Origin of the sequence: Ideonella livida, from assembly GCF_010499455.1 — a bacterium.
GTDB classification, from domain to species: Bacteria; Pseudomonadota; Gammaproteobacteria; order Burkholderiales; family Burkholderiaceae_C; genus Ideonella; species Ideonella livida.
This window is the reverse complement of sequence record NZ_JAAGOH010000008.1, coordinates 89,023-100,823: the sequence shown is the minus strand read 5'-3', so window position 1 is coordinate 100,823 and position 11,801 is coordinate 89,023. Positions and strand designations below refer to the sequence as shown.

The 11,801-nt window shown below is 73.9% G+C and carries 11 protein-coding genes and 1 riboswitch; all 11 genes read right to left on the bottom strand.

Going from position 1 to position 11,801, the window contains the following annotated elements:
* Window position 1 precedes the first annotated feature (1 nt).
* On the bottom strand, window positions 2–658 hold the full coding sequence (locus G3A44_RS08895) for an energy-coupling factor ABC transporter permease (RefSeq protein WP_163457157.1): 657 nt from the start codon (window positions 656–658) through the stop codon (window positions 2–4).
* A gap of 266 nt (window positions 659–924) precedes the next feature.
* Window positions 925–1,189, bottom strand: a riboswitch (cobalamin riboswitch).
* A gap of 106 nt (window positions 1,190–1,295) precedes the next feature.
* Entirely contained in the window at window positions 1,296–1,931 is a 636-nt protein-coding gene (locus G3A44_RS08890; protein WP_163457156.1) for a histidine phosphatase family protein, read from the bottom strand.
* Window positions 1,924–2,814, bottom strand: a complete 891-nt coding sequence (locus tag G3A44_RS08885; RefSeq protein WP_163457155.1) for an adenosylcobinamide-GDP ribazoletransferase — start codon at window positions 2,812–2,814, stop codon at window positions 1,924–1,926. Before G3A44_RS08885 ends, G3A44_RS08890 begins: the two co-directional genes overlap by 8 nt.
* Before the next feature lie 27 nt (window positions 2,815–2,841).
* A complete protein-coding gene (locus tag G3A44_RS08880) occupies window positions 2,842–3,999 on the bottom strand; it encodes an aminotransferase class I/II-fold pyridoxal phosphate-dependent enzyme (protein WP_163457154.1) in 1,158 nt (385 codons plus the stop codon).
* A gap of 63 nt (window positions 4,000–4,062) precedes the next feature.
* Window positions 4,063–5,130, bottom strand: coding sequence for an adenosylcobinamide-phosphate synthase CbiB (cbiB, locus tag G3A44_RS08875; RefSeq protein WP_163457153.1), 1,068 nt, complete (start codon window positions 5,128–5,130; stop codon window positions 4,063–4,065).
* A gap of 91 nt (window positions 5,131–5,221) precedes the next feature.
* The gene (cobT, locus tag G3A44_RS08870; protein WP_163457152.1) at window positions 5,222–6,280 is read right to left on the bottom strand and encodes a nicotinate-nucleotide--dimethylbenzimidazole phosphoribosyltransferase; all 1,059 of its coding nucleotides are present in this window, start codon (window positions 6,278–6,280) and stop codon (window positions 5,222–5,224) included.
* A 44-nt stretch (window positions 6,281–6,324) separates the two neighbouring features.
* Window positions 6,325–6,951, bottom strand: coding sequence for a cob(I)yrinic acid a,c-diamide adenosyltransferase (gene cobO, locus G3A44_RS08865; protein ID WP_163457151.1), 627 nt, complete (start codon window positions 6,949–6,951; stop codon window positions 6,325–6,327).
* 58 nt (window positions 6,952–7,009) lie between these two features.
* Window positions 7,010–7,861, bottom strand: a complete 852-nt coding sequence (locus tag G3A44_RS24055) for an ABC transporter ATP-binding protein (protein WP_163457150.1) — start codon at window positions 7,859–7,861, stop codon at window positions 7,010–7,012.
* Window positions 7,862–7,874: 13 nt separating this feature from the next.
* A complete protein-coding gene (locus tag G3A44_RS08855; protein ID WP_163457149.1) occupies window positions 7,875–8,960 on the bottom strand; it encodes a FecCD family ABC transporter permease in 1,086 nt (361 codons plus the stop codon).
* Window positions 8,960–9,763: an energy transducer TonB gene (locus tag G3A44_RS08850; RefSeq protein WP_163457148.1), complete on the bottom strand. Its 804-nt coding sequence runs from the start codon at window positions 9,761–9,763 to the stop codon at window positions 8,960–8,962. The genes G3A44_RS08855 and G3A44_RS08850 overlap by 1 nt, the downstream gene beginning before the upstream one ends.
* 166 nt (window positions 9,764–9,929) lie before the next feature.
* Window positions 9,930–11,783 carry a TonB-dependent receptor domain-containing protein gene (locus tag G3A44_RS08845; RefSeq protein ID WP_163457147.1) on the bottom strand — a complete coding sequence of 618 codons (1,854 nt, stop codon included), beginning with the start codon at window positions 11,781–11,783 and terminating at the stop codon, window positions 9,930–9,932.
* Window positions 11,784–11,801: the final 18 nt, after the last annotated feature.

Genomic DNA, 11,801 nt, shown 5'->3' with positions numbered 1-11,801 from the left:
CTCAGGCGCGGGCGCCGGTCAGGCGTTCATCCAGGCACACGCCGGCCCAGGCGGGCAGCAGCGCCTGACCGCGCACCCCGCGCACCCCGCGTACCAGGCACAGCGTGAACAATGGCTCCAGCGCCACCACCGCCAGGTACGAGGCCGCAAAGCGCGCCCAGTCGGCCAGGGCGAAGGCGTCGGCCGACTGCGTCAGCCAGAAGCCCACCATCAGCGTGACGCCGGCGTAGTACACGCCGTCGAGCTTGAGGATCTGCGCGGCGCTCAGGGCGGCCGTGTTCAGGCGCCGGCCCAAGGTCTGGTGCAGCACGGTCAGCGGCACCATCAGCGACAGGGCATTGACGCCCAGATGTACCAGATCCTGCGGCTCGAACAGCAGCCCCTGCAGCCCCAGGCCCAGCGCAAAGCCGAACAGCGTGGGCAGGAAGCCCAGCAGCAGGTAGATGGGCATGGCGCCGATGAAGTGCAGCTCCGACGGGCCCACCGGCAGGTGGAACGCCTGCATGAACAGGGTGAAGAACAGGGCGGCCAGGCCGGTGCGCAGCCACAGTGCGGGGCGGCGCGCAAGCGCCGGGGCCTGGCTGGCCAGCACGGCCAGGGCGGCGGTGTTGGCGGCAATGAGCTTGGTCTGGGCCAACAGGCCGGGTTCGATGTGCATGGCTCTCTCCTGGAGGGCGCCCCCACCGGGCGCATGGCGTGGAAACGGTGGAACCGAAGGACGCAGACCCCGAGGCGGGAGAGAGGATGGGCAGCAGGGCCGCGCCCCTGTGCCGGACAGCCCGGCACGGTCGGCACGGCGCACGGCCACCGGCAGTCGGCGGCAGGCACCACGCCCAGGCGGCCACGGGGGCGCCTGCCGGGCAGGGTCGAGACGGAAAGGACGAACGGCTCTGTCGCGCATCCCGTCGCCCTCCGCAACGGCCTGCAGCTGTGCGCTTGCAGGCCGGTCTCCGGGCTCGGCGAGGGGCGGCGGACTGGAGGGTCCACCGGCCGGATCGCATCCACCTTCCCATGCCGTGGGGCACAGTGGCTGGGGCTGGCGGCCAAGGGGCCGACCGCGCTGATGCGTTCCAGTTCTCTCGCTTACCGTTGCGGGGGCAGCGCCGGGTTTTCACCGGCTTCCCGTTTCACCCCGGCGCGTCCGGTCATCGACCGTCCACCCTGGGGCACCTGAAGCGGGGCGCAGTGTAACGGAGGGGTGCCGGGGCGGCAAATGGCATGGGGCCGGGCGGTCGCTCCCTTGGCGCCATGGCCTCGTGGCAGGACGGCGCCCGGCAGGCGCGCCCAGTCGCCGCTCACTGGTTGAGCTGCAGCGCTTGGGGATGTGCAGCGTGGGCGGGCCAGCGCAGCCAGCTGAGATGGGCGCAGTCCAGCGGCATGTCGGGCACCTGCCCGGGCGGCTGGCCCAGGGCCTGCGCCAGCACCGCGCGCAGCGGCCCGGCATGGGCCACCACCAGGCAGGGGCCGGGCTGACGGCGCAGTGCCTGCAGCGCGTCCTGCACCCGGGCCAGCAGCGCCGCTCGTGTCTCGCCTTCGGGCGGGGCGCGGTGGTGCACGTCCTCGGCCCAGGGGTCGCTCTCGTGGCGCGGGATGTCGTCCCAGCGCCGCCCCTCCCAGCGGCCAAAGTGCAGCTCGCGCCAGCGTGCATCCACCCGCACCGCCAGCGCAGGGCCGGATCCGGCGCATTCCGGGGTGGCCGCCAAGGCCCGGGCCAGGTCCAGGCAACGGCTGGAGGGGCTGCTCACCACGCAGGCCGGCCGCAGCCCCCAGGCCTGCAGTCGGGCCTGCACCCGGGCCACGGCGGCGACCAGCGTCTGGGTGGCAGGCGGGGCCAGCGGCACATCCAGCCAGCCATAGCAATGGCCGGGCGGCAGGGCCACCGGCGGGTGCCGCAGCAGCAGCAGGTCCAGTCCGGCTTCGGGCTCAGACATTGCGCACAGCACACAGCGACAGCAGCACCGCCACTTCGGCCAGCTGTTGGGTGGCGCCCAGCCCGTCACCCACCCAGCCGCCCAGGCGCTGGCGCATCAGGGTCATGGCCATGCCCCCAATGGACAGGGGCGCCAGCGCGGCCCCCAGCAGGTTCTCCAACGGCCAGCCCTGAGTGCCCAGGGCAGCCAGGGGCGCCAGGGCGACCAGGCCCGCCACAGCCAGCTCCATGGCGCCCGGCCGCTGGGCCAGGCCTTCGCTGCGCCCACCGCTGCCCGGGGGACGGGCGTAGTCCAGGCGGGCCATGACCACCAACAGGGACAGCCGGCTCAGGGCGTGGCTGGCCATGCCGCTGAGCAGCACCGCCAGCATGCCGCCAGCCACCACCGCCTGGGGCACGGTCAGCGTGGGACCGTCACCGTCACCGGCAAAAGCGTGGAGGCTGCCCACCTGATCCAGCAGGTCCAGCCAGAGCGCGGTCTTCAGGCCCAGCACCAGGATCAGGCCCACGGCGCCAAAACTGCCCACACGGGGGTCCTTGAGGATGCTCAGCACCTTTTCGCGGTCGCGTCCGCCGCCCCCCAGGGCGTCGCAGCAGTCGGCCAGGCCGTCCTCGTGCAGGGCACCGGTGAGCAGCATGGTCACCACCAAGCTCAGGCCGACCGCGACGGGCAGGCTCCACCAGTGCAGGGCCACCAGCACCACGCCGGCGGCCACGGTGCCGATGCCCAGGCCCACCAGCGGCAGGTAGCGCAGGCTGGCTCGGGCCTGCGCCGGGCTCCAGCCCACCCAGGCCGGCACTTGCAGGCGGGTGAGGAACTGCACGGCTATGAGCAGGCGGCGAAGTTCCTGCAGGGCGGCGCCGCCGGTGTCGGGTGAGGTCATGACGGAGGGTGGCTACAGCGCAAAGGGTCAGAAGGTGGTGGGCTGCGGGGCCGGGCCGGCCGCGGCGTCGGACTCGCCGGCCAGGCCCGGCCAGGCCCGCACCAGCTCGTCCACCGCCGCCGGCGACTGGGCCGAGAGCCTGACCCAACCGGGCAGGCCCATGGAGGTGGCGTCCCGCAATTTGAGGCCCTGGGCCCGCAGGCCGGCCAGCACGGCGCCCAGGCGGTGCGCCGGCAGCGGTGGACGGGCCAGGGCAAACGGGGTCACGCTGCCCGGCTGCCAGTGCCAGCCCAGCGCGCCCAGCCGGGCGTGCTGGTCAGCCTGCCAGCGCCGCAGGGTGTGGCGTGCGCTGTCCAGCCAGTCCTGCACCGCGGCGTCATGGAAGACTTGCAGCAGGGCCACCCCTTCGGCCGAGAGCACCCAGCTGGGCGCCAGGGCCCCGGCGGCGCGCGCCAGCAGGGCCTCGCCGGCGGGTGCCTGCAGCCAGCCGGCCCGCACACCGCATTGGCCCAGCGCCTTGTTGGGCGACCAGAGCTGCCAGGCGCGTGCGGCCAGCGCCGCCGGCAGGCCGCACGCGCCGCGCAGGCGCAGCGGTTCGTAGGCCCGGTCCAGCGCCAGCCAGTGGTCGCGCCGGGCCAGCAGGTCGCCCAGCTCGGCCCAGAACGACGCGGGCAGGCTGCCGCCGCTGGGGTTGTGCGGCTCGGTGATCCAGACCAGACAGGCCGCCGGCTCGTCCCACAGGCCCTGCAGCAGCTCGTCGGGGGTGGTCCAGCCCCGCACCAGCAAGCCCAGGGCCTGGGCGGCGGCACGGTAGTCGGCATAGCCGGGCTCGGGCAGCCACACCTGCCGGCGGCCCTGCAGCTGGGCCAACAGGCTCAGGCGCCGGATGGCCTCGGCGCTGCCCGCGCTGGGCAGCACCTGCGACGGCTGGCAGCCGGTGAGGGCCGCCAGGTGCTCGCGCAGGCGGTGGTAGCCGGGCTCGGGATAGCGGCAGCGGTCGGCGCCGGCCAGGGCCTGCAGCACGGCCGCCGGGGGCGGCAGCGGGTTGGCATTGGTGGAGAAATCCACCCGGGGCACGCCCAGGACATCGGGGCCGCCGTGCACGGGCAACTCACCGGGCAGCAGCTCGGCCGCGACGGCAGCCGGCGGCCGGGACATCAGGGACTTGAGGGGCAGGCGGAACAAGATGCAGACGGGTCGGGGCGGAAGGATCGGAAGAAGAGGATCAGCGGGGCTGTGGGCACCGGCTCAAGGCACCACCGGCACGCTCCAGACGCCGGTGGCGCGCGGGCTGCTGCCCCAGGAGGTCAGGGCGGCGGCCCAGCCCAGTTCGGCGCTCATGGTCACGGCAAAGGCAAGCACCGCCACCGCGGCGGCCAACAGGGCCAGCAGGGCCACCACACGGCCGGCCCACAGCAGGGCCAGCAGGTGCTCGGCACCCCCGACCGGGCGACCGCCCTCGTTGAGCAGGTACACGCCCGGTTTGCCCAGGCGGCAGCCCAGCAGCAGGGCCATGGCGCCCATGGGCCAGCCGCCGTTGGGCGACGGGGTGCGGCAGGCCTGGGCGCCCAGGCCCGGCAGGCCACGCCAGGCATGGCGCTGGCCCGCCGCCAGGCCCAGCAGCCAGGCTGTGAGGCGGGCCGGCAGCCAAGACAGCAGGTCGTCGGCCCGGGCCGCCCATTTGCCGGCCCACTCCCACTCGCCGCGGTAGCCCCACATGGCGTCGGCGGTGTTGGCAAAGCGGTAGAGCGCGGCACCGGGCAGGCCGGCCACGGCAAACCAGAACAGCGGCGCGACGACCGAATCGTTGAGGTTCTCGGCCAGGGTCTCGATGGCGGCCTCGCGCACCGCCGTGGCGTCCAGGTGGCGGGTGTCGCGGCTGACCAGCCGCGAGAGCTGGGCCCGCGCCTCCTCCAGGGAGTGGTCCAGGGCCTGGTCCACCGCTCGCACCTCGTTGCGGAGCATGCGCCAGGCCAGCAGCGGTTTGAGCAGCAGCCCGCCCAGCCCCAGGCCCAGCACCACACCCACGGCACGCAGGGGGTCGTCCAGGCGCCAGAGCTGGTGCAGCACGTCCTGCGCCAGCCAGGCCAGGGTGAGCACCAGGGCTGCACCGGCACACCAGGCCAGCGCGCCGGCCGCAAAGGCCGGCGCCCCCGCGGGCAGGCTGCGCAGCCAGGGGCTGAACATACCCAGCCAGCGGCCCATCCACACCACGGGGTGCCAGCGGGCAGGCGGCTCGCCCCACCAGCGGTCAAAGGCCAGGGCGCACAGCACGCACAGGGCGGAAAGCAGCAGAAGGTACGACGGGGAGTTCATGCCGGAAGGACGGTCCGGGCGGAGGCGCCGGCGGCGGCCCCGAGTATCGCGCCGGCCCCGGCACAACCGCGCCGGGTCGGCTTGTCCGGCATCAAGCCGACTGGCCGCTGACCCCGGCGGCGGCGAAGCTGGCCATGCCGTCGAGGAAGGCGGCGGCGGCCTGCACCAGCGGCCAGGCCAGCACGGCGCCCGTGCCCTCGCCCAGGCGCAGGTCCAGGGCCAGCAGCGGACGGGCCTGCAGCGCCTGCAGCAGGGCGGCGTGACCGGCCTCGGCCGACTGGTGGGCGAAGACGGCGTAGTCGCGCACCGCCGGGGCCAGGCGGTACGCGGCCAGCAGCGCGCTGGAGGCGATGAAGCCATCGACCAACACCAGCAGGCGGCGTTCGGCCGCGCCGAGCATGGCGCCCGCCATCATGGCGATCTCCAGGCCACCGTACTCGCACAGGGCGTCGAAGGCGCCAAGGGTGCCGGTGCGCGCCGCGGCCCGGGTCAGCACGGCGCGCTTGCGGGCCAGGCCGGCATCATCTACGCCGGTGCCGCGGCCGGTGGCCACCTCCAGCGGCACACCGGCCAGCTTGTGCAGCAGCAGGCTGGCGGCGCTGGTGTTGGCAATGCCCATCTCACCCAGGGCCAGGACCTGGCACCCCGCCTCGGCCGCCTGATGGGCCAGGGCGCGGCCGCGGGCCAGCGCAGCGTCGCACTGGGCCGCCGTCATGGCTGGCTGCACCGCGCTGTTGGCGGTGCCGGGCGCCACCTTGGCATGCACCAGGCCGGCGATGCGGCCGAAGTCGTGGGCCACGCCGGCATCCACCACCTGCACCTCCATGCCCACCGAGCGGGCCAGCACGTTCACCGCGGCACCTCCGGCCAGGAAGTTCATCACCATCTGCCAGGTGACCTCCTGGGGGTAGGCGCTCACGCCCTCATGGGCGATGCCATGGTCGCCGGCGCAGACGATGACGCGGGCCTGGCGGGCCACGGGGTCGGGGCGACCCTGGATCAGGCCCAGCTGCAGGGCCAGGTCCTCCAGGCGGCCCAGGGCACCCAGCGGCTTGGTCTTGCCGTCGATGCGGGCTTGCAGGGTCTGGCGCAAGGCGTCGTGGGCCGGGGTGTCCTGGGGGAGGATGTCAAAGCGCAGGGTGGTGTCCATGGCGTGGGGCTTGGCAGGTCAGCGGTGGAAGGGAGGGGCCGGGCTCAGAGCTCCAGCCCCGGCTGGGCGCGGATGCCCTGGCGAAAGGCGTGCTTGACCACCTTGATGTCGGAGACGGTCTGGGCCAGCTCCACCAGGGCAGGCGGTGCGCCCCGGCCAGTGACCACCACATGCTGGTGCAGCGGGCGAGCGGTCAGGTCGGCCAGCACGGTGTCCAGCTCGAGGTAGCCGTGGGCCAGGACGATGTTGAGCTCGTCCAAGACCACCAGGGGCACGTCCTCGCGCTGCAGCAGGCCGCGCGCCAGCACCCAGCCGGCCTGCGCACGCTCGATGTCGCGGGCACGGTTCTGGGTCTCCCAGGTGAAGCCCTCCCCGGTGACGTGGTAGGTCACCTCGTCGGGAAAGCGGCGGAAGAAGCGCTCCTCGCCAGTAGGGGTGGCGCCCTTGATGAACTGCACCACGCCCACCTTCATGCCGTGGCCCAGGGCCCGGGCCACCATGCCGAAGGCGGAGCTGCTCTTGCCCTTGCCCGGCCCGGTCAGGACCAGCAGCACGCCAGTGTCCTCCTGGGCCTGGGCGATGCGGGCATCCACGGCCGCCTTCAGGCGTTGCATCTTCTCGCGGTGGCGGGCTTCGGTGTCCGTGTCGGTGTCCGTGTCAGAGCGGTTCATGGCGGGGTGGGGCATGCGGGGTGGGGCTGGCGGAATGTGGGGAGGTAGTGCGGCCGCCTCAAGCCGGCAACCACCAGGTGCGGCCCTCGGCCTCATGGCGCCGCAGCGGGTGGCCAAAGGCGCGGCTGAGCTGGGGGGCGGTCATCACCTGCTCCACCGGCCCGGCCACCACCCGGCCACCCGCGGTGATGAGCAGCGCATGGGTGGCCACGCGGGCCGCCAGGCTGAGGTCATGCACCGACATCAGCACCGCCCGCTGCCGCTCGTCCACCTCGGCCTTGAGAAGGTCCAGCATCCGCAGCTGCTGGGCCAGGTCCAGGTGGGCCAGGGGCTCGTCCAGCAGGGCCAGTGGCGGATCCTGGGCCAGCAGCGTGGCCAGCGCCACGCGTTGGCGCTCGCCGCCGGAGAGCGTGGTCACATCGCGCAGGGCCAGTGGCGCCAGGCCCACGCGGGCCAGGGCTTGCAGGGCCAGAGCATGGTCGGCCCGCCCCTCCCAATGCCAACGTGACACATGCGGATGGCGGCCCTGCAGCACCACGTCCAGCACCGGGGTGCTGAAGGCATCGTGCACGGCCTGAGGCACATAGCCGCGCAGGCAGGCCAACTCGGCCAGCGGCCAGTGCGCCAGGGGATGGCCACCGACTTCCACCGCCCCCGAGGCTGGCGGCCGGGCGCCTGCCAGGGTGTGCAGCAGCTGGGTCTTGCCCGCGCCATTGGGCCCCAGCAGGCACCAGAACTGGCCGGGGTGAAGGGCCAGGCTCAAGCCGTCCACCAGCAGGCGGCCCCCGGGCCCGCCCACGGTGACGCGCAGGTCCTCCGTGGCCAGCAGGGGCGTGCCGGCCGGGGGGCGGTGGTGGCGGCTGGGCGTGGCCGCGGGGCGCCGCAGCCAGCGGGGGGCAGACAGGGACATGACGGTGGCGGCTTCAGGCGCCCCGGCGGCCGGGGCCGCGGGTCAGCAGCAGGATGAACACAGGCGCGCCCACCAAGGCGGTGATGGCCCCCACCGGCAGCTGCAGCGGCGCCATCAAGGTGCGGGCCACGGTGTCAGCCGCCAGCAGGAAGGCGGCGCCGCCCAAGGCGCTGGCGGGCAGCAGCAGGCGCTGGTCATTGCCCAGGAGCAGGCGCAGCGCATGGGGCACCACCAGGCCGACAAAACCCACGGTGCCGGCGGTGGCCACCGCCAGCCCGGCGGCGGTGGAGGCGGCCAGGTACAGGGCCAGCCGCACCCGGCCGACCGGCACCCCCAGCATCTGGGCCGGACCCGGGCCGCGCAGCATCAGGTTGAGCGCGCGGCCCAGCGGCCAGAGCGCCAGGCACAGGGCCGGCGCGGCGGCCAGCACCAGCGGGTGCATGTCGGCGCCGGAGAGGTCGCCCAGCATCCAGAAGAGCATGCCACGCAGGCGCTCGGTGGGTGAGAGGGTCAGCAAGAGGCTGACCCCGGCCATGGCCAGCGACGAGCACATGACGCCGGTCAGCAGCAGCCGTGGCGCGTTGTCCTGGCTGCTGGCGGCCTCCAGCCGCCCCAGGTCATGGCGGGCCAGGCTGAACACCACCACCACCGCCACCAGGGCACCGGCCAAGGCACCGCCATGCACCGCCAACGCACCAGCCCCCAGGGCCATGACCGACAGGGCACCCAGGGCCGCACCGCCGGACAGGCCCAGCACATAGGGATCGGCCAAGGGATTGCGCAGCAGGATCTGCATCAGGGCACCGGCCAGGGCCAGCAGGGCGCCGGTGGACAGGGCTGCCAGCACACGGGGCAGGCGCAGGCGGTGCAGGATCTCGGCAGCAGCCGTATCGTCGGGTGACCAGAGCAGGACCGGCACCCGGGCCAGGGGCACGGCGCCACTGCCGCTGGCCAGGGCCAGCACCACCACCCCGGCCAGCAGCAGCAGGCCCAGGGCCAGCACCGCAAAGGGATGGCGACGCGGCCAGGGCAGCGCGGCCAGCGGGTCGACCGCCTCCGCCGGCGCGTCGGGCAGGGCACTCTGGGGAAGGGTCAGCATCAGGGGGTCTCCCGGGACACCAGCGTCTGCGCCAGCAACGGCGCGGCATCGAGCTGAAAGCGGATGGCCAGGCTGAGCTGACCGGCCACCGGCTGGCCCTCACGCAGTGCGGGCGTGAAACGCCAGGCACGCGCGGCTTCGGCCGCAGCATGGTCCAGCAGGGGCGCGCCGCTGCGCCGGGTCCACTGCACCTGGGTGACGCGCCCCTGTTCGTCGATGAGCAGCAGCAGCCCCACGGTGCCTTCCAGGGCGTCCTCGCGGGCCGCCTCGGGGTAGGCCGGCAACCGGTTGCCGGCGAGCGCGCGCGGGGCTTGGGTGGCACCACCCGGCGGAACCGGACTGGCGGCACCGACACGCGCCATCGCCACGGGCAGGCTGGACTTGGCCCCGGGCGCCAGGTTAGGCAGCCCTGGCACGGCCGGGGGCTCCAGGCTGGGCAGGGAGGCGGCGGCCGTGGCCCGGGGCGCCACCGCCGGGGCGTCATCGACGCGGGCAAAGGTGGCGGCCACCTGGACGGCCTGAGGCGGCAGCACCCCCTGGGGGGTCGGCGCAACGGTGGTCGTGGTGCCGGGGCGATCGGCCCGCGCCGGCGGCGCGGTGACGTCCTGCGGTGCGCGGGGCGACGCCACCATCGGCGTGGCCGCCGTTGGCGCGGGCGGCAGGTTCAGCCAGAGCAACGGTGGCGCCCCACCGGCCGCCACCGTGGCGGCCGGCGGCTGCCGTCCGCCTGTCGGCGGCGTGGCGGCCGTCTGCCAGGCCCATGCCATCACCAGCCCGTGGGCGGCCAGCACGGCCAGACCCAAGGCCCGGCGTCCGGTCCGCGCACCCCGCCCTTCCCCGCGCCCAGCCCCCGGCCCCGTGCCGCGGCCGGGCAGGCCGCTGCCCAGGCGCAGTTCGGCGCGCAAAGGCCAGGATGGGCAGGACGGGCCGGACATCGGTGGCACTGGGGACAAGGCGCGGACCGAGGCCTCAGGACGCGGGCGTCCAGCGCAGGGTCAGCTGGGCCTCGCGGCCCGGGGTCACATAGCCCTGCACCGATTCATGGCGCTTGTCGGCCAGGTTGTTCACCCGCCCTTCCAGCGCCCAGTCGGGGTTGAACTTCCAGCCGGCAAAGACGGCCAACAGGCTGTAGCCGCCCATGCGGCTGGCGGCGGACTCGTTGGCGCTGTCAAAGCGGTGGCCCACGTAGCTCAGGTCGCTGCCGTAGTGCAGCGCGCCGTCGCGGCGGCTCAGGCCCAGCGCGGCGAACTGGCGGGCGCGGCGCTGCAGCTGCAGGCCGGTGTCGGCATTGCGGGGGTTCTGCACGGTGGCCTGGGCACGCATTTGGTAGCCCGAGGCCAGGCGGCCATTCAGCCCCAGGCTCAGGCCGGTGTTCTCGGCCTGCCCCACGTTGGCCGGCAGCCAGTTGCCATCGGCCTGCTCCTGCCAGGCGATCAGGTCGGTGATGCGGCTGCGGAAGGCGGTGGCGCTCAGGCGCAGGCCGCCCAGCTGCCAGTCGCTGCCCAGCTCCAGGTTGCGGGCCTTCTCAGGCTGCAGACCGGGGTTGCCGGCAAAGGGCCAGTACAGGTCGTTGAAGGTGGGCGCCTTGAACGCCGTGCCGCCGGCCAGGCGCAGGCGCCAGGCAGGGTCCAGCTGCCAGGCCACCGCGGCCTGCCCGGTGGCGTGGGCGCCGTACTGGGAGTTGGCGTCACGCCGCAGGTCGATCTGGGTGCTGACTGCCCCCTGGGTGGCGCGCCAGCCCAGCAGCAACGATTTGACGGTGCGCGCGTCGACGGCGAAGTCGGTGTCGCTGTCCACCTTCTGCTTGAGCCACTCCAGGCCGGCCACCAGTTGCCCGCCGCCTGCCGCCAAGCGGTTGAGCCAGCTCAGCTGGTCTTGACGGGTGGTGAAAAAGCTCGGGCTGGCGTCATGGGTCTGCGAATCGTCAGTGGCCTGGGACAGGCGCAGCTCGCTGTTCACGCCTGCGGCCAGTGGCCCCTGCCAGGTAGCAGCCCGCGTGGACAGGCGGGAGTCCGCCCAGGCGTGGGCGCCCCCCCATTCGCCAGTGGTCCAGTCCTGGGTGTAGTTGTCGTAGCGGTTGCGCAGTTGGCTGTTCATCCACTGCAGACCCAGGCGGTGGGCGCCCACCTCCTGCTGAAGGCGCAGGTTCAGGGACTGGCCGCGGGCACCGTCGGCGTCAGGCTCGTGGCCGTAGGTGCCTTCGGTCTTGACATCGAAGCCCCGGACTTCCCAGGCGTTCACCCCCACGGCCACCTCAGTGCCATTGCCACGTTGTGCATGGCTGGCCTGGGCCTGGCGCAGGCCATGGCTGCCGCCGGTCAGGGCGACGGTGGTGCCGGGGGAGCGCTGGGCGCTGCGTGTGAACACCTGGATCACGCCGCCCAGGGCGTCACCGCCATACAGGCTGCTGGCGGTGCCGGGCAGCACCTCGACACGCTCGATGAGTGCCAGGGGTAGGCCCTCTAGGGCGGCAGCGCCACTGGTGGCCGAGCCGATGCGCACACCGTCGATCAGCACCAGGGTGTGGCCGCCGTTGGCCCCACGCAGGAAGACGCTGGCCGCCTGACCCAGCCCGCCGTTGCTGGTGACTTCGGCCAGACCGGTGGCGCGCAGGAGCTCAGGCAGCGAACTCACACCGGCGGTGCGGATGTCCTCGGCCGTCAGCACCAGCAGGGGCCGCACACTGCGGCTGGTGGCTTCGGCGCTGCGGCTGGCGGTGACGACAAAGTCGGCCTCGGACGCAGTCTGGGCCTGGGCCAGGGTAAGACAGAGAGGGGCGTGGAGCAGGATCGCCAGGGCGCTGGACGGGCGCAGGGAACGCATGGGAGAACACTTTCCGGA

What these genes read in the sequence shown, in the direction of transcription:
- G3A44_RS08895 (WP_163457157.1), bottom strand. Translation starts at nt 658, where the DNA reads ATGCACATCGAACCCGGCCTGTTGGCCCAGACCAAGCTCATTGCCGCC.
- G3A44_RS08890 (WP_163457156.1), bottom strand. Translation starts at nt 1,931, where the DNA reads ATGTCTGAGCCCGAAGCCGGACTGGACCTGCTGCTGCTGCGGCACCCG.
- G3A44_RS08885 (WP_163457155.1), bottom strand. Translation starts at nt 2,814, where the DNA reads ATGACCTCACCCGACACCGGCGGCGCCGCCCTGCAGGAACTTCGCCGC.
- cbiB (WP_163457153.1), bottom strand. Translation starts at nt 5,130, where the DNA reads ATGAACTCCCCGTCGTACCTTCTGCTGCTTTCCGCCCTGTGCGTGCTG.
- cobT (WP_163457152.1), bottom strand. Translation starts at nt 6,280, where the DNA reads ATGGACACCACCCTGCGCTTTGACATCCTCCCCCAGGACACCCCGGCC.
- cobO (WP_163457151.1), bottom strand. Translation starts at nt 6,951, where the DNA reads ATGAACCGCTCTGACACGGACACCGACACGGACACCGAAGCCCGCCAC.
- G3A44_RS24055 (WP_163457150.1), bottom strand. Translation starts at nt 7,861, where the DNA reads ATGTCCCTGTCTGCCCCCCGCTGGCTGCGGCGCCCCGCGGCCACGCCC.
- G3A44_RS08855 (WP_163457149.1), bottom strand. Translation starts at nt 8,960, where the DNA reads ATGCTGACCCTTCCCCAGAGTGCCCTGCCCGACGCGCCGGCGGAGGCG.
- G3A44_RS08845 (WP_163457147.1), bottom strand. Translation starts at nt 11,783, where the DNA reads ATGCGTTCCCTGCGCCCGTCCAGCGCCCTGGCGATCCTGCTCCACGCC.